Source organism: Streptomyces sp. VNUA24 (assembly GCF_029167005.1).
In the GTDB taxonomy this organism is placed as follows: Bacteria; Actinomycetota; Actinomycetes; order Streptomycetales; family Streptomycetaceae; genus Streptomyces; species Streptomyces scabiei.
Map to the genome: position 1 here is coordinate 8,766,835 of NZ_CP119143.1, position 17,416 is coordinate 8,784,250.

Genomic DNA, 17,416 nt, shown 5'->3' on the forward strand with positions numbered 1-17,416 from the left:
TGTCCTCGACCCCTGCGAGACTCCTGCCATGTTGGAGACATCGGCACGGCTGCTCCGCCTGCTCTCGCTGCTGCAGGCCCACCGCGAATGGTCCGGGTCGGAACTGGCCGGCCGCCTCGGGGTCACCGCGCGCACGGTCCGCCGCGACGTGGACCGGCTGCGCGAGCTGGGCTACCCCGTCAACGCCAGTCCCGGCACGGGCGGCGGCTACCAGCTCGGCGCCGGGGCCGAACTCCCCCCGCTGCTCCTCGACGACGAGGAGGCCGTCGCGGTGGCCGTCGGGCTGCGCTCGGCCGCCGGGCAGGGCATCGACGGCATCGGCGAGTCCTCCGTCCGCGCCCTCGCCAAACTCGAACAGGTGCTGCCCCACCGGCTGCGCCGCCGGGTGGGCGCCCTGAACGCCTTCACCGTGCCGCTGCTGCGCGGCCCGCAGCTCTCCGCGGTCGACCCCGCGGTGCTCACCGAACTCGCCAACGCCTGCCGGGACGCCGAGCGGCTGCGCTTCGAGTACCGCGACCACGGCGGCACCGCGACCCGCCGTACCGTCGAGCCGCACCGCCTGGTGTGCACCGAGCGCCGCTGGTACCTGGTCGCCTGGGACGTCGACCGCGCCGGCTGGCGCACCTTCCGCGTCGACCGGGTCACGCCCACACCGCCGCACGGCCCGCGCTTCACCCCGCGCGAGCCACCCGCCGAGGACCTCGCCGCGTACGTCTCACGCGGGGTCTCCACCACCGCGTACGCCGCGCACGCCGTCGTACGGCTGCTGGTGCCCCTGGACGAGGCCGCCGAACTGATCTCGCCGTCGGCGGGCACCCTGGAGGCGTACGACGAGCACAGCTGTCTGCTGCGCACCGGGGCGCCGAGCCTGGACGTGATGGCCATTCACGTGATGATGACCGGCGTCGACTTCGAGGTCGTCGAACCGGCGGAGCTGACCGGAACCATCAGGACCCTCCGGGACCGTCTGTCGGCCGCTCTTGACCGAACCGGGGATGCGGCGTCCGCTCCTGGCCCTTCCGCGTCTGGGGCGGCGTGATCGCCGCGAACCGCGGATGGTGCAGGTCGAACGCGGGCGCCTCGGAGCGGACCCGGGGCAGCGTCACGAAGTTGTGGCGCGGCGGCGGACACGAGGTCGCCCACTCCAGCGACCGGCCGTACCCCCAGGGGTCGTCGACGTCGACCCGCACCCCGTACCGGGACGTGCGCCAGACGTTGTAGAGGAACGGCAGCGTGGACAGGCCCAGCAGGAACGCGCCGATCGACGAGACCGTGTTCAGGGCCGTGAAGCCGTCGGCGGCCAGATAGTCGGCGTACCGCCGGGGCATGCCCTCGGCGCCCAGCCAGTGCTGCACCAGGAAGGTGGTGTGGAAGCCGACGAACAGCGTCCAGAAGTGGATCTTGCCGAGCCGTTCGTCGAGCATCTTCCCGGTGAACTTGGGCCACCAGAAGGAGAAGCCCGCGAAGGTCGCGAAGACGACCGTGCCGAAGACGACGTAGTGGAAGTGCGCGACCACGAAGTACGAGTCGGTGACGTGGAAGTCCATCGGCGGCGATGCCAGGATCACCCCCGTCAGGCCGCCGAACAGGAAGGACACCAGGAAGCCGGTCGCCCACAGCATCGGTGTCTCGAAGGACAGCGAGCCCTTCAGCATCGTCCCCGTCCAGTTGAAGAACTTCACCCCCGTCGGCACGGCGATCAGGAAGCTCATGAAGGAGAAGAACGGCAGCAGCACCGCGCCCGTGGCGAACATGTGGTGCGCCCACACCACGATCGACAGCCCGGTGATCGCCATCGTGGCCCCGACCAGCGTGAGATAGCCGAAGATCGGCTTGCGGCTGAAGACCGGGATGATCTCCGTGATGATCCCGAAGAAGGGCAGGGCGATGATGTAGACCTCGGGGTGCCCGAAGAACCAGAACAGGTGCTGCCACAGCAGCGCGCCGCCGTTGGCCGCGTCGAAGACCTGCGACCCGAACCGCCGGTCCGCCTCCAGCACCAGGAGCGCGGCGGCGAGCACCGGGAACGCCATCAGGATCAGGATCGACGTGAACAGCGTGTTCCAGGTGAAGATCGGCATCCGGAACATCGTCATCCCGGGGGCGCGCATCCCGATGATCGTGGTCAGGAAGTTCACCGCGCCGAGGATCGTGCCGAAACCGGACAGCGCCAGCCCCATGATCCACATGTCGGCCCCGATGCCCGGTGACCGTTCCAGGCTGTTCAGCGGCGCGTAGGCGAACCAGCCGAAGTCGGCGGGCCCGGACGGCACCAGCAGCGAGCCCATCACGATCAGCCCGCCGAACAGGAACAGCCAGTACGACAGCATGTTCAGCCGGGGGAAGGCGACGTCGGGCGCGCCGATCTGCAACGGCATGATCTCGTTGGCGAACCCGGCGAAGGTCGGTGTCGCGAAGAGCAGCAGCATGATCGTGCCGTGCAGCGTGAACAGCTGGTTGAACTGCTCGTTGTCCACGATCTGTGTGCCCGGCCGGGCCAGTTCGGCCCGCATGACCAGCGCCATCGCGCCGGCCGCCAGGAAGAACAGGAACGACGTGACCAGGTAGAGGTGGCCGATCTTCTTGTGGTCCGTCGTGGTCAGCCAGTCGGCCGCCAGCCGTCCCGGCGCCTTCGCCCGGACGGGTCGTGCCACCGCCCGCGCGGTCTCGGTCCCCATCGCTCGTCCCTTCGCCGCCGCGTCCCGGGCCCGTACCGCACGCCATGATGCTCGCGCCCCCGCGGCTCCGACAGGGGGCGTACGGGGGAAGTGTGCGGGAACCGTGTATTTCCCATGAGGTGGGGGCTTCCGGCAGCCGTCCGGGAATCGGTGGGAAAAGGCTGGACATGCACCGGACATACACGGCCCGGACTGCTTTCCGACGGGCTATTCGCGATGGTGCCGAAGCCGCCGGGAATTCCGTACGGCAGCGCGGGCGACGCGTAAGGAACCGCTCGAACGTGTGACTGCGTTGGGCCGAAACGGGTGTCGTGGTTCTGTGACAGAAGCGTGACTGCGGGAGGACAGGGAAGCTCCGGCCGCCTACCGTGGCGGCCATGGCACCGATTCCCACCCCCTCCGAAGAGCCCCGGGACGACCCTGACGGGTACGTCGGACTCCAGGCGCCGGACGCCGAGCGCCGCGCCGTGGAACGCGGCTGGTCCACCGTCAGACAGCTGCCGCCGGGCGCGATCGTCACCATGGAGTACCGCTTCGGGAGGCTGAACCTGGAGGTCGAGGACGGCCGGGTGAGGCGCGCCTGGAAGGGCTGAGACCCGGCATCGAGGGATGCGGGACGGACGAAGGCCCGGCTCGTGGCGAGCCGGGCCTTCGTCCGTGCGGGGCATGGGCTGTGCGTACCGGCCCCGCTGTCTCGTGTCAGCCGCCCGCGACCGGCCGGGCCGGGGCCGCGTTGTGCGCGACCCGGTCGGCGTGGGGCGGCCGACGGGAGCCGGCCGGGGTGACCGGGGCCCTCTCCGACCTGGTCAGATGCGGTCCGGTGGACAGATGCAGCGGCACGATCGACGGATGTGCGGTGCGGGCCGCGATGCCGGTCTCCCGCAGGCCCGCGGGCTCCTCGACGGGCCCGCGCGCCACGGCCGTTCCCGCGGCGACCGGTGCCGGTGCCGGTGCCGGGACGGGGCGCGTGCGACGGTCGCGCAAGGCGTCGCGCAGCGAGAGGATCCTGGCCTCGGCGCGGGCGATCAGCGGCTCGAACCAGGGCAGCGCCAGCATGATCAGCAGGCCGGCGGCCCAGCCCAGCAGGACGTCGCTCAGCCAGTGCGTCCCGAGGTAGACCGTGGTGAGGCCCACCCCGAGCGAGATCACGGCGGACAGCGCGGAGAGCCAGCGCCGGGCCCTCGGCGTCGACGCCAGATAGGCCAGGATGCCCCAGGTCACCACGGCGTTGGCGGTGTGGCCCGAAGGAAATATGTCGCCGCCGAGCCACATCTCGTTGGACCCGATCTCGGTGGCGTAGTGCGGGCCGAGCCGGCCCATGCCGAGCTTGGCGGCGCCGACCGTGATGTTCAGCAGCAGCAACGAGACCCCGAGCGCCAGCAGCGGGCGCAGGGTGTGCTGTCTCCAGGAGCGCCAGCCCAGCCAGGCGGCGACCATCACGGCGGTGGGGCCGCGCTGGCCCAGGACGACGTAGTAGTCCAGGAAGGCGTGGATCTGCTGCCACTGCTGGTACGGCCGGAAGAACATGATCTGCCAGTCGAGGCGGACCAGCCACGAGGTGATCACGACGGCCCACACGATGGCCACGTAGAAGGCCAGGGTGGAGGCGAAGAGGACCACCCGGTGGCGGGTCATCACCGGCACGTCGATGTGAGCCGGTCGTTCCGGCTCACGGTCCAGCCTGGAGAAGACCCGGTCCAGACGGGTCGGCTTTGGTTCGGTACGCACTCAATCGACGTTACAGCGAGTGAGCTGCGACGCGACGCGAATCACCGGCTTTGTGATGACGCCGTGATGTGGGATTCCTCTCATATTGATGTTTATTTCTACTGAATGGCGAATCGTCGCGCCGGTTGGCCTTCAATTCCATGACCGAATACTGAGCGGCCGTTTTGCGGCCCTTTTGAATTCGTTCACCGAATGCTTGCGTGGAATTACCCGTTCGCTCGCGGTCCGTCACCGGCCGGTCAGGGCGGACCCGAGCCGTTCAGCCAGAACGCCCCGTAGAGCGCCGACACCACCCCGGCCGCCCCGACGATCGCCGCCGACCTGGGCACACGGGTCCGGGCGAGCGCCCGGGCGAGCGGCAGCAGCAGGGGGAAGGCCGGCATCAGCAGCCGGGGCTTGGAGCCGAAGTAGCTCGACGCGCACAGCGCCAGCGCGGTGACGACCCCCGCGTAGACCAGCAACGGCAGCGGCTGCCCCTGCCGTACGCACACGACGTACAGCCAGATGACCAGCGCCACTGCGACGATCAGCCCGACGCCCGCCAGGGCCGACGGGAACGACGTGAACTTGCCGGTGACGAAACGCGCGAAGGCGTAGCCGCCGTCGAAGCCGTTGCGCCAGCCGGCCTGGACGTCGAGATAGCCGAGCGGGCCCCCGCCCGTGCGCCGGCCGACCCACAGGACGTAGCCGAGGGCCCCCAGAGGTGCGAGGAACATGCCGAGGGCGCGTGACCAGGGGCGAGCGCCGTTCGGCGCCTCCGCGCTCCGGTTCCGTTCGGACGGGGGAGGGGACGCGGGCCGCCGTTCCCGTACGTACGATCCGATCGCGGCCGCCCAGAGCGCCGCGACCACCGCGAGGCCCACCGGGCGGGTCAGCCCGGCCAGGGCCGCCAGCGCGCCCGCCGTCACCCAGCGGCCGGTCAGGACGGCGTACAGCGACCAGGCGGCCAGCGCGGTGAACAGCGACTCCGTGTACGCCATCGACTGCACGATCCCCACCGGCAGCACGGCCCACAGCAGCACGGCGCAGACCCCGGCCCGTCTGCCGTACACATGGTCGGCGACCGCGAAGATCCCCCAGGCCGCGGCCAGCGAGGCGAGCGTGGCGACGGCGAGGCCGGCGTGCGCGGGGGAGAGCGGGCTCACCGCCGACACCGCCCGCTCTAGCCAGGGGAGCAGGGGGAAGAACGCCAGGTTCGAGTGGACGTCGCCGTTCGGCAGCCGCACCTCGTAGCCGTAGCCGAGTTCGGCCACGCGGGTGTACCAGAGCGAGTCCCAGCGGGCCGACAGCAGGGTCAGGGCGCTCTTGTCGCGCGCCGCGCTCCACCCGGCGAGGGCGACGAGGCCCAGGGCGCGCACGGCGGCGTACCCGAGGAGCGCGGGGGCGGCCCGCCGCAGGGAAGGCGGCGCCGGGCGCGTGGCAAGGTCGGTCACGCGCTCGATTATCGGCGGAGCCGGGAACCGGCCGGGACGTGGCCGCGTGGTGGATCCGGAACGGACGGGGGCGGACGCCCCGCGGACGACCCACGGACGAGTGACGAAGGAGCCGTGGAGGACCGGTGGGCGGCCTGATGGACGGCCCGGTGCGTGGCGCACGCCACACCACGCACGAGACGTCCATGAGACACCCGCCACGCTGCGCCCGCCCGGACTCGCGTACGCTGTCGGCTCGCTCGCCTTTCGTTGCGCGGGTCCGGGACGCCGCCCCTCCCGGGCCGTGGCCGCAGGGGAGTCCCCGCCCCGTGGTTCCGCCGAACGCGAGAGCATTCTGGGAGGTACGTACATGTCCGGGACGCCCACGGCCGCCGCACGACGCCGTCCGGGCACCGGGGCCGGTGCCCACCGCTGGGTCGTCCTCGTCGTCCTCTGCGTCAGCCTGCTGCTCGTCGCCGTCGACGCCACCGTGCTGCACGTGGCGGTCCCCGCCGTCACCGAGGACATCAGGCCGAGCGGCATGGAGCTGCTCTGGATCGTCGACGTCTACCCGCTGGTCTGCGCCTCGCTGCTGATCCTCTTCGGCACGCTCGGCGACCGGGTCGGCCGCAGACGCATCCTGCTCCTCGGATACTCCCTCTTCGGCGTCGCCTCCGGACTCGCGGCCTTCGCCGACAACCCGCAGGTCCTGATCGCGGCCCGCGCCCTGCTCGGTGTCGGCGGCGCGATGATCATGCCCGCCACGCTGTCGATCCTGCGCCAGGTCTTCCCCGACCGGCGCGAACGGGCGCTCGCCATCGGCGTCTGGAGCGCGGTCGCCGCCGTCGGCGCGGCCGTGGGACCGCTGCTCGGCGGGTTCCTGCTGGAGCACTTCTGGTGGGGCTCGGTCTTCCTGGTCAACATCCCGCTGATGCTGGTGAGTCTGCCGATCGGACGGCTGCTGCTGCCCGAGTCGACGGGCGACCGCGACGGCCCCTGGGACGTGGTCGGCGCCCTGATGGCGGCCGCCGGTCTCTTCGGTGTCGTCCTCGCGGTCAAGCGGCTCGGCGGCGGGCACCCTCCGTTCGACCCGGGCACCGCGCTCGCCCTCCTCGGCGGCGGCGGACTGCTGGCCGCGTTCGTACGACGGCAGCGGCGCCGCACGCATCCCCTGGTCGACCTGCGGATGTTCGCGCGGCCCGCGTTCAGCACCTCGGTCGGCTGCATCGTCCTCGCGATGCTCGCCCTGGTGGGCCTCGAACTGATCGCCGCCCAGTACCTGCAACTCGTCCTCGGGCTGTCCCCGCTGGAGACCGGGCTGCGCCTGCTGCCGCTGACCGTCGCCGCGATGGCCGCCGGACTCGTCGGCTCCGCCCTGCTGCACCGCTTCGGGCCGCGCCGCATGGTCGGCCTCGGCTTCTGCCTCACCGCCTTCGCCGTCGTCCTGCTGACGGCCATGGGACGCCACGACAACGCGGGACTCCTGCTGACCGGGTTCGTGCTGCTGGGCTTCGGCCTGGAGACGACCCTCTTCGGCGCGTACGAGTCGATGCTGAGCGAGGCCCCGGCGTCCTCGGCGGGCGGGGCGGCGGCGATCGGCGAGACCTCGTACCAACTGGGCGCCGGCATCGGGATCGCGCTCCTCGGGAGCGTGATGAACGCGGCGTACGCGCCGGGGCTGGCTTCCGTGCCGGGGGTGCCGGCGTCGGCCTCCGCCGCCGCCGGGCACTCGCTCGGCGAGGCGTACGAGGTCGCGGACCGGCTGGGCGGCCCCGCGGGAGAGGCACTGCGGCACGCCGCCCGGGACTCCTTCGTCCACGGGCTGCACGTGACGCTGCTGGTGAGCGCGGCACTGCTGGTGCTCGGCGCGGTGATGGCGCTGAGACTGCCCCGGGGGATGGAGTGCGGGTCCGCCGCGGACCTGCCGGGGCCGCGGGAGGCCAAGACCGCGCCGTCCGTGCGCGCGGAATCGCTCCACTGAGGCGCCCCCGAACCGTCGGTGCGACCGGTCGGCACGGCCGGGGCGGCGGAGCATGAGTAGGGTGCTGAGCATCGCTAGTTTTACGAGCCGGAGGTTGTCCCATGGCCGCGCCCGCGAAGTCGCCGTCCTTCGACCCCGCCGATTTCCTCGGCCTCGACGAACTGCTGGACCCCGAGGACCTCGCCGTGCGGGACACCGTGCGCAGCTGGGCGGCCGACCGGGTCCTGCCGCACGTGGCCGACTGGTACGAGCGGGGGGAGCTGCCCGGCATCCGGGAGCTGGCCCGGGAGCTGGGCGCCATCGGGGCACTGGGGATGTCGCTGGAGGGCTACGGGTGCGCGGGAGCCAGCGCCGTGCAGTACGGGCTGGCCTGCCTGGAACTGGAGGCGGCGGACTCGGGCATCCGGTCGCTGGTCTCCGTGCAGGGGTCGCTCGCGATGTACGCCGTCCACCGCTTCGGCAGCGAGGAGCAGAAGCGGACGTGGCTGCCGCGCATGGCCGCCGGTGAGGTCATCGGCTGCTTCGGGCTCACCGAGCCCGACCACGGGTCCGACCCGGCGTCGATGCGCACGTACGCCAAGCGGGACGGCGGCGACTGGATCCTGAACGGCCGGAAGATGTGGATCACGAACGGGTCCGTCGCCGGGGTCGCCGTGGTGTGGGCGCAGACGGAGGACGGTGTACGGGGGTTCGTCGTCCCCACGGACACGCCCGGGTTCTCCGCGCCGGAGATCAAGCACAAGTGGTCCCTGCGCGCCTCCGTCACCAGTGAACTCGTGCTGGACGACGTGCGGTTGCCCGCGGACGCCGTACTGCCGGAGGTCAAGGGACTGAAAGGCCCGCTGAGTTGTCTCTCGCACGCCCGTTACGGAATCGTGTGGGGCTCGATGGGCGCCGCGCGGGCCAGTTTCGAGTCGGCCGTCGCCTACGCGAGGACCAGAGAGCAGTTCGGGAAGCCGATCGGCGGATTCCAGCTCACCCAGGCCAAACTCGCCGACATGGCGGTCGAGTTGCACAAGGGGATTCTGCTCGCCCACCATCTGGGGCGGCGGATGGACGCGGGACGGCTGCGGCCCGAGCAGATCAGCTTCGGCAAGCTGAACAACGTGCGGGAGGCGATCGAGATCTGCCGTACCGCCCGGACGATTCTCGGCGCGAACGGGATCTCCCTGGAGTACCCGGTGATGCGGCACGCGACGAACCTGGAGTCCGTGCTCACCTACGAGGGCACCGTCGAGATGCACCAACTGGTGCTGGGCAAGGCGCTCACCGGTCTCGACGCCTTCCGGTGAGCGACGGTTGAACCGGGCACCGAAAGGCAGGGGAAAGGCAGGGCCGACGAGCGGCCCTGCCTCAGCTCTGGTTGAAGAAGCCGTCGACCGGACGGCTCGCGACCTCGCCGCTGACGATCTCCGTGTCGGCCGGGGTCAGCAGGAACACGCGGTTGGACACCCGCTCGATCGAGCCGCGCAGACCGAAGATCAGGCCGGCCGCGAAGTCGACGACACGCTTGGCGTCGGCGGCGTCCATGTTCGTGAGGTTCATGATGACCGGGACGCCGTCCCGGAAGAGCTCGCCGATGTGCCGGGCGTCACGGAAGCTGTCCGGCGTGACCGTGCCGATCCGGCGGCCGTGGTCCTGCGCCGACTCGGACGCCACCTTGACGCGAGGGTCGGTGACCCATGCCTCGCCGGAGCCGGCCTCCCGCTCATCGGCGTAGTCGTCGTCGTAGTAACGCTCGTCATCGTTGTCGTCGACGAGGCCAAGCCAGGCACTCGCCTTGCGCACCGATCCCATGGACGCCTCCTCTCGCAGCGGTCTTTCGTGCTTTCCGCATCCCTATCGTCGTCCATGATGCGGATGTCTCGCCAAGTGGATAGACGCCGCACGGGGGTTTCGTGACGGTACTGGTGCAGAACGAATTCGTCGAGAGTCCATGTGCCCCAAGGGCTCCGCTGTACACACCTGCTGACAGGGAGTGAAATAATATTGTTCATGGCGTTTGGGTGAGTCGGGGGCCGTCCGGGTGAACGTTCCGGCGGCTACGATGCCGCGACGCCGACGAGCCCGCGGCGACAGCGCGAGACACGGGGGAGTGTCGTGTTCGGAATCGTGAGGCCCTGCGGTCATCGCCTCGGCGAAGGACTGCGCGCCCAGTGGATGGCGCATCTGTGCGGTCTCTGCCTCGCCTTGCGCACCGACCATGGGCAGTTCGCCCGGGTCGTCACCAATTATGACGGTCTGCTGGTCTCGATTCTGACGGAGGCTCAGACCGGGAGCGCCGCCGCCGGGCGGCGCACCGCGGGGCCCTGCCCGCTGCGCGGGATGCGCACCGCCTCCGTCGCACACGGCGAGGGCGCGCGGCTCGCTGCCGCCGTCTCGCTGGTGCTCGCCTCCGCCAAGGTCCGTGACCACGTCACCGACGGGGACGGAATGCTCGCGCGCAAGCCGGTGGCGCGCGCCGCGCGCCGGATCGCGACGAACTGGGGGCGCGCGGGGGCGCGTACGGGATCGGACATCGGGTTCGACACGGCCGTGCTGGTCGACGCGGTCGACCGGCAGACCGGAGTCGAGGCGCTGGCCGGGCCGGGCACCCCGCTGCTCGCGGTCACCGAACCCACCGAGACGGCCACGGCGGCGGCCTTCGCGCACACCGCGGTCCTGGCCGGACGGCCGGGCAACGCCGCACCGCTCGCCGAGGCCGGACGCCTCTTCGGGCGCCTCGCCCATCTGCTGGACGCGGTGGAGGACCGGGCCGCAGACGCCGCCGCCGGAGCCTGGAACCCGCTGACCGCCACGGGGACCTCGCTCGCCGAGGCCCGGCGGCTCGCCGACGACGCCCTGCACGGCATCCGGCTCGCCCTGCGCGAGGCCGACTTCGTCGACGGCGGGCTCGCCCATCTGCTGCTGGTGCACGAGGTGCGCAGGTCGGTGGACCGGGCGTTCGGGACGGTGCCGGTGTGTGCGAGCCATCCGCACGGCGGAGTGCCGGGGCCGGGGAATCCGTACGCGGGCGGTGCCGGCGACCTCTCTGCCGGGGCCGGTGGGAATCCGTACGCCGGCGGCACGGGGAATCCCTTCGGCGGCGGCGGCGGCGGCGGTGGTGGTGGCGGGGGCGGCGGCTTCGGTCCGCCGCCGCGGCGTCGGGGATTCTGGGCGGGGTGCGGGATGTTCACCCTGCTGTGCTGCACCTGCCGGTTGTGCTGTGCGAAGGAGTACGAGGGGCCCTGGTCCCGGAAGCGGCGCGAGGGCTGCTGCCGGGACTGCGACTGTGACTGCTGCGATGCGTGCGAGTGCTGCGGTTGCGACTGCTGAGAAGAAAAGGGAACGCGAGGGGAGGGGGTGCGCGTGTGAAGGCCAAGGGAGAGAACACGAACGGCGCCCCTCGGGAATCGGGGCGCGCGGTGGGGTCGGCTCAGCTCAACAGGAGGAGGACCACACGCGACCGAGGTCGATGTGGGAGCGCTTGACCAGCCACTGCTGCGGATGCATGGAGCAAGTGGAACAGGCATCCGAAAGCGAGTCAACCGACCTGAGATGTGACGCTCACAGTTCGGACAACCTTGACAGCGAGGGGAAAGACAGCCGTACTCTCGGCGCAGACCGCTGCTGAGGGGCTCGGTCGCCCGCGTCCGTCCCGTCGGACGCGCCCGTGTGAAGGCACCCGTGTTCGACTCGGACTCACGGAGCCTTTCGCATGCCGTCTGCCTCTTCCTCCCACTCCGCCCTGCCCTCCTCGCGCCCGTCCCTGGTGATCGTCGGGGCCGGACCGCGCGCCACCGGACTGATCGAGCGGATCGCCGCCAACGCCGGTGCGCTGTACGCCGGCGCGGGCTTCGACATCCATCTCGTCGACCCGCATCCGCCGGGGGCCGGGCGTATCTGGCGGGCGGACCAGTCGCCGCTGCTGTGGATGAACTCGCAGGCCGAGGACGTCACCATGTTCACCGACGAGACGGTGCGGATGGACGGGCCCGTCCGGGAGGGGCCCACGCTGCACGAGTGGGCGGGGCTCGACGGGCGGCTCTTTCCCGACCGGCGCATCCAGGGCGAGTATCTGCGCTGGGTGCACGAGAACGCCGTCGCCGACCTTCCCGAGGGGGTCGTGGTCCACCATCATCCGCGGCGGGCCGTCCGGGTGAGCGGACCGGCCGAAGGCCGTCAGCAGGTGTGGCTGGAAGGCCGTCCGCGCCCGCTGCCCGCGGACCTCGTCATCCTCGCGCTCGGCCATCTGGACGCCGAACTCGACGACGAGCAGCGGGAACTGGCGGAATACGCCCGCACGCACGGGCTGGTCCACATGCCCCCGGACTTCACCGCCGACAGCGACCTGTCACCGCTGGTCCCCGGGGAACCCGTGCTCGTGCGGGGCTTCGGGCTCGCCTTCGTCGACCTGCTGGTGCTGCTGACGGAGGGGCGCGGCGGACGGTACGAGGCCGACGGGGAGGGGGAGTTGACGTACCGCCCCTCGGGACGGGAGCCCGTGCTGTACGTCGGGTCGCGGCGCGGGGTGCCGTACCACTCGAAGATCGGGTACGACCTGGACGGGGAACGGCCGCCCCTGCCGAGGTTCTTCGGACCGGCCGAGGTCGACCAACTGCTGGCGCGGGCGGCCGGGTTCGACTTCCGCAGCGATGTGTGGCCGCTGGTCGAGAAGGAGCTGGGGTTCGCGCACTACCACCGGCTGTTCACGGCCCATCCCGGACGGACGGCCATGGCCTGGGCGGACTTCGAGGAGAAGTACGCGGCGGCGGACGCGGGCGAGCGTGCGGTGCTGGTGGCGTCGGCGGTGCCGGACCCCGCCGACCGGCTGGACCTGGCCGCGCTGGACCGCCCCTTGCAGGGCGTGCGGTACGCCTCGCACGAGGAGTTCCAGGTCGGGCTGCGCGGTCATGTCGAGGCCGACCTGGCACGCCGCCACGACGACTCCTTCAGCGCCGACCTGGGTGTCTTCTTCGGGCTGCTGTCTGTCTACGGGCAGCTGATCCGGCTCGGCGACGTCGGGACCTGGTGGCACGGGTTCTTCAGCTTCCTCGCCTCCGGACCGCCGGGCCCCCGGCTGCGGCAGCTGCTCGCCCTGTCGCGGGCCGGCGTCCTGAACTTCGTCGGCGCGGACATGGCCGTGACCGCCGAGGGCGGGGTGTTCCGGGCGTCCAGCCCCACCGTGCCCGGGGCCTCGGTCGAGGCACGGGCCCTGGTCGAGGCACGGCTGCCGGAGCCGACGGTGGCGCGGGTCCGCGACGGGCTGCTGCGCGAGCTGTACGACGACGGGGGGATCGTCGAGACGGCGGAGGGGCTGGTCGCCGTCGACCCCGCGGACGGACGTGTGCTGGACCGGGCCGGACGCCCCCACCCCCGGCGCTTCGCGCTCGGGCCCTACACGAACAGCCGTACACCGGGGGCCTTCACCCGCCCGCGGACGGGCGGACCCGCCTTCCGGCAGAACGACGCCACGGCCCGGGCCGTCCTCGCGTTCCTGCGCGACCTGGAGTGCCGCGCGGCCGCGTGAGGAGGCCGGGGGTGTCGGGCGGGACGGCGGAGCAACGAAAGAGGGGTCGGTCGGTATGGGGTCGTCGTACGGTCGGGGGCGGCTGCACCTGGCCGCTGCCATGGATCAGCGTCCGGGGCGGGACGCGGGCGCGTTCGTGGAACTCGCCCGGCTCGCGGAGCGGGGCGTGCTGGATTTCGTGACGCTGAAGGACGTGGGCGGGCGGGCAGGGCCGGACGCGTCCGCGGTGCTGGCGCGGGTGGCGCCGGAGACGGGCCGGATCGGACTGGTGCCGGCCGTCGCGACGGCGTGCGCCGACCCGTCGCGGGCACCGGACGCCGTGGCGACGCTCGACTGGGTCAGCCGGGGCCGGGCCGGATGGTGGACCGGGGTGCCCGGTCCGGGGGGTCTTGAGGGCCCTGGAGGTCTTGAGGGCGTCGTGGCTTCCGTCGCGTGGCCCTCGGTCGTGCCCCGGTCGCCGCAGGGCCACCCCGTACGGGTCGTCGACGCGACCGACGGGGAGAGCCGTGACACCGCCGCCCGTCACGCGGACGTGGCCCTGCTGCGGGTCGCCGATCCGGCCCGCGCCGACGCCGTACGGGAGGAACTGCGGGACACGGCGGTCCGGTTCGGGCGGGACCCCGGTGAACTGCGGGTTCTGGCGAGTCTCGGAGTGGATCTCGGCGGCGGCGAGCACGCGGCCGAGCCGGGGCACGGCGGGGGAGGGCCGCGGCAGACCGCCGACGGTCCGCTGTACCGGGGCGGGCCCGTCGATCTCGCCGAGCTGGTCGCCGCCTGGCACCGGGCCGGGGCCGTCGACGGCTTCCATCTCGTCCCCGTCGAGCCGCGCCGGGACCTGGAACGGCTCGTCAACGGGACGGTGGCGCTCCTTCAGCACCGTGGCCTGTTCCGGACCTTCTACCCGGGCAGCACGCTCCGCGAGCACCTGGGCCTCGCCCGGCCCGTCGACCCGTACGGCGTCAGGGAGAGAGCGGCCGGAGGCGGGGCGACGAGGGCGACGGGGGCGGCGAAGGGCTGAACGGCCCAACGGATGACTTCCGGACACCCCCGGGCGGTGGACCCGCGTACTCCGACCGGGCGCCCCGGAGGGTGTCCCGCGCCGCGGCCGACGATAGTGGTGCTCGACGCTCCCGGGCCCTGCGGCCTGCTCCGACGACCCGTCATCCGGCCCCGCCGGGAGCCGATGAGGATCTGCACATAACCCGCACATATGGCCTGACGGACTCAACTGGAGTGGAGGGCGCGCCGGTTGGGCTTCCGAGAGGCCGAAAGGCACCCTTGCGTGGGTCGGCGGTACGGCCGAATACTTCCCCCCAGCGCCTTGTCAGGGACACGGCGTGTCCGGAATCCGGACCGTCTCCCTGATCTGCGCCTCACGGGCCCCGACCCCACGCGGGCCCCCGACTTCCCTTTGGAGGGAACGAACAGTGAGGATCAAGCGCACCACCCCCCGCAGCGGCATAACGAGACGTACCCGGCTGATCGCCGTGGCCACCGGACTCGTTGCCGCCGCCGCCGTCACGGTCCCCACCGCCAGTGCGGCAGGCACCCAGACGTTCAGCGCGTCCGAGCTGAAGAGTGCCAGCTCATCGGTGCTCAAGGCTGACATCCCGGGTACCGCCTGGGCGATCGACCCGGCCACGGACAAGGTCGTCGTCACCATCGACAGCACCGTCTCCCAGGGCGAGCTGGCGAAGATCAAGGAGGCGGCGGGCGAGAACGCCGGCGCCCTGACGATCAAGCGGACACCTGGCAAGTTCAACAAGTTGATCAAGGGCGGCGACGCCATCTATGCGAGTAGCTGGCGCTGCTCCCTCGGCTTCAACGTCCGCAGCGGGAGCACCTACTACTTCGTGACGGCCGGTCACTGCACCGACGGTGCGGGCACCTGGTACTCCAACTCCGGCCGCACCACGGTCCTCGGGTCGACCGCCGGGTCGAGCTTCCCGACCAACGACTACGGTCTCGTGCGCTACAGCAACACGTCCATCGCCAAGGACGGCACCGCGGGCAGCGTCGACATCACCAGCGCGGCCACCCCGAGCGTGGGCACCAATGTCATCCGTACCGGCTCCACCACCGGTACCCGTACCGGACGGGTGACCGCCCTCAACGCGACCGTGAACTACGGTGGCGGCGACATCGTCTACGGCATGATCCAGACCACGGTCTGCGCCGAGCCCGGCGACTCCGGCGGTCCGCTCTACGGCAGCAACGGCGTGGCGTACGGTCTGACCTCCGGCGGCAGTGGCAACTGCACCTCCGGTGGCACGACCTTCTTCCAGCCGGTCACCGAGGCCCTGAGCGCGTACGGGGTCAGCGTCTACTAGGCCGAACGGGATCCAGGCCGAACGGAACCGGCGCTCTTCCCCCCGGCGCCGGACCCCCCACCCGGCGGCAGCCGGCCATCACGGGCGAGCCCCCGCACACCATGTGTGCGGGGGCTCGTCCTCGTTTCGTGCGGCGGAGTCACCTTCGGGATGCGGGCGGCGCGCGTGCGAACGGGTGGGCGGCACGCGTGCGGGCGTGCGGGCGGCGCGCGTGCGGGCGGCTGCGGGCCGGTGGGGCTTCTCGGGCGGTTCCCCGCGCCCCTGAAAGGGCGGGGCCGCGCCCCTGCCCCCGTGCCCTGGGGGCGACGGCCCCGCGGGCCGTTGTGTGTCGTCGAGTTCGGCCTTCGGAGGGGCTGTTTCAAGACAGGACTAGACCTCGCTCGGTGCGAAGGAGGTCGTTGCTTCCTGTGTTTGCAGTGTGAATTTCCCTGGGGGCGGGGCGGTGCGTTACCGGACGGTAATGACATAGGGGGCGTGCGCCCTCGTGGCGCGGGGGGCCGGAAGTCGACCTTGTGTGCCCCCTGTGCGCCTAGGAATAGTGGGCGCCGCACAGTTGGCATGGACGCGGCGTTTTCGTTCGTTCACCGCCTCCTTGCCCGCATGAACTCCGGCCGATCCGGGCCCCCACGCCCCTTTCGGTCAACCCCCCACAGGAGGACGCGAGTTGAAGCACCGACGCATATCCAGGCGCCGTGCCGTCGTGACGGGTGCCGGCATCGCCGCACTGGTCGCCGCGGGAGTGACCTTCCAGACTGCGAACGCGAGCGAGACCACACCGACCGCCGAGCCGAAAGCGCTCTCCGTCCTGGCGGCCGGAAAGCTCGCCCGGACGCTCGGCACGGACCTCGGCGCCGACGCGGCGGGAACGTACTACGACGCGAAGAGCAAGCTCCTCGTGGTGAACGTGCTCGACGAGGCCGCCGCCGAGACGGTCGAGGCGGCCGGCGCCAAGGCCCGCGTCGTGGAGAACTCCCTCGCCGAGCTGAAGAGCGCCCGGACCACCCTGAAGGCGGACGCCACCATCCCCGGCACCGCCTGGGCCACCGACCCGACCACCAACAAGGTCGTCGTCACCGCGGACCGCACCGTCTCCAAGGCCGAGCTGGCGAGACTCACCGAGGTCGTGGACGGCCTCGGCACCAAGGCCGAACTCAAGCGCACCGCGGGTGAGTACAAGCCCTTCGTGGCGGGCGGCGACGCCATCACCGGTGGCACCGGCCGCTGCTCCCTCGGCTTCAACGTGGTCAAGGGCGGCGAGCCGTTCTTCCTGACGGCCGGTCACTGCACCGAGGGCATCTCCACCTGGTCGGCCGGCGGGCGGGTCATCGGCGAGAACGCGGACTCCAGCTTCCCGGGCGACGACTACGGCCTGGTCAAGTACACCGCGGACGTCGACCACCCGAGCGAGGTCAACCTCTACGACGGCTCCGCGCAGGCCATCTCCGGGGCCGCCGAGGCCACCGTCGGGATGAAGGTCACCCGCAGCGGCTCGACGACCCAGGTCCACAGCGGCACGGTCACCGGTCTCGACGCCACCGTGAACTACGGCAACGGCGACATCGTCAACGGCCTCGTCCAGACCGACGTCTGCGCCGAGCCCGGCGACAGCGGCGGCTCGCTCTTCTCCGGCGACAAGGCCGTCGGCCTCACCTCCGGCGGCAGCGGCGACTGCACCTCGGGCGGCGAGACCTTCTTCCAGCCCGTCACCGAGGCGCTGTCGGCCACCGGCACACAGATCGGCTGACAGCCGGTCAGTCGGTCGGTCAGCCGGTCGGTCA

The 17,416-nt window shown here is 71.7% G+C and carries 13 protein-coding genes; 9 read left to right on the forward strand and 4 right to left on the reverse strand.

The annotated features are described in order from the left end of the window. Positions 1–28: 28 nt before the first annotated feature. Positions 29–1,039: a YafY family protein gene (locus PYR72_RS37655; protein ID WP_275459446.1), complete on the forward strand. Its 1,011-nt coding sequence runs from the start codon at positions 29–31 to the stop codon at positions 1,037–1,039. On the opposite strand, the gene ctaD is transcribed toward PYR72_RS37655, so the two are convergent. Next, a complete protein-coding gene (ctaD, locus tag PYR72_RS37660; protein WP_275459447.1) occupies positions 948–2,678 on the reverse strand; it encodes a cytochrome c oxidase subunit I in 1,731 nt (576 codons plus the stop codon). The two genes, PYR72_RS37655 and ctaD, sit on opposite strands and share 92 nt — an antisense overlap. Before the next feature lie 377 nt (positions 2,679–3,055). On the opposite strand from ctaD, the gene PYR72_RS37665 reads away from it, so the two are divergent. After that, entirely contained in the window at positions 3,056–3,271 is a 216-nt protein-coding gene (locus PYR72_RS37665) for an I78 family peptidase inhibitor (RefSeq protein ID WP_275459448.1), read from the forward strand. A gap of 106 nt (positions 3,272–3,377) precedes the next feature. Here the strand turns inward: PYR72_RS37665 and PYR72_RS37670 are convergent, their stop codons facing one another. Then, positions 3,378–4,406: a phosphatase PAP2 family protein gene (locus PYR72_RS37670; RefSeq protein ID WP_275459449.1), complete on the reverse strand. Its 1,029-nt coding sequence runs from the start codon at positions 4,404–4,406 to the stop codon at positions 3,378–3,380. 239 nt (positions 4,407–4,645) lie between these two features. Further along, positions 4,646–5,839, reverse strand: a complete 1,194-nt coding sequence (locus PYR72_RS37675) for a glycosyltransferase family 39 protein (protein ID WP_275459450.1) — start codon at positions 5,837–5,839, stop codon at positions 4,646–4,648. 349 nt (positions 5,840–6,188) lie between these two features. On the opposite strand from PYR72_RS37675, the gene PYR72_RS37680 reads away from it, so the two are divergent. Continuing rightward, the gene (locus PYR72_RS37680) at positions 6,189–7,799 is read left to right on the forward strand and encodes an MFS transporter (protein ID WP_275459451.1); all 1,611 of its coding nucleotides are present in this window, start codon (positions 6,189–6,191) and stop codon (positions 7,797–7,799) included. A gap of 101 nt (positions 7,800–7,900) precedes the next feature. Continuing rightward, positions 7,901–9,091 (forward strand): acyl-CoA dehydrogenase family protein, encoded by a 1,191-nt coding sequence (locus tag PYR72_RS37685; protein ID WP_275459452.1) that lies wholly within the window; start codon positions 7,901–7,903, stop codon positions 9,089–9,091. Positions 9,092–9,152: 61 nt separating this feature from the next. Here the strand turns inward: PYR72_RS37685 and PYR72_RS37690 are convergent, their stop codons facing one another. Beyond that, the gene (locus PYR72_RS37690; protein WP_059082129.1) at positions 9,153–9,596 is read right to left on the reverse strand and encodes a cell division protein SepF; all 444 of its coding nucleotides are present in this window, start codon (positions 9,594–9,596) and stop codon (positions 9,153–9,155) included. Between the two features lie 303 nt (positions 9,597–9,899). On the opposite strand from PYR72_RS37690, the gene PYR72_RS37695 reads away from it, so the two are divergent. From PYR72_RS37695 to PYR72_RS37715, 5 genes are all read left to right on the forward strand, one after another. After that, entirely contained in the window at positions 9,900–11,114 is a 1,215-nt protein-coding gene (locus tag PYR72_RS37695; protein ID WP_275459453.1) for a DUF5685 family protein, read from the forward strand. Between the two features lie 382 nt (positions 11,115–11,496). Next, entirely contained in the window at positions 11,497–13,308 is a 1,812-nt protein-coding gene (locus PYR72_RS37700) for an FAD/NAD(P)-binding protein (RefSeq protein ID WP_275459454.1), read from the forward strand. 55 nt (positions 13,309–13,363) lie between these two features. Then, entirely contained in the window at positions 13,364–14,326 is a 963-nt protein-coding gene (locus PYR72_RS37705; protein WP_275459455.1) for an LLM class flavin-dependent oxidoreductase, read from the forward strand. A gap of 409 nt (positions 14,327–14,735) precedes the next feature. Next, positions 14,736–15,638 carry a S1 family peptidase gene (locus PYR72_RS37710; protein WP_275459456.1) on the forward strand — a complete coding sequence of 301 codons (903 nt, stop codon included), beginning with the start codon at positions 14,736–14,738 and terminating at the stop codon, positions 15,636–15,638. Between the two features lie 664 nt (positions 15,639–16,302). Beyond that, entirely contained in the window at positions 16,303–17,382 is a 1,080-nt protein-coding gene (locus PYR72_RS37715) for a S1 family peptidase (protein WP_275459457.1), read from the forward strand. Positions 17,383–17,416: the final 34 nt, after the last annotated feature.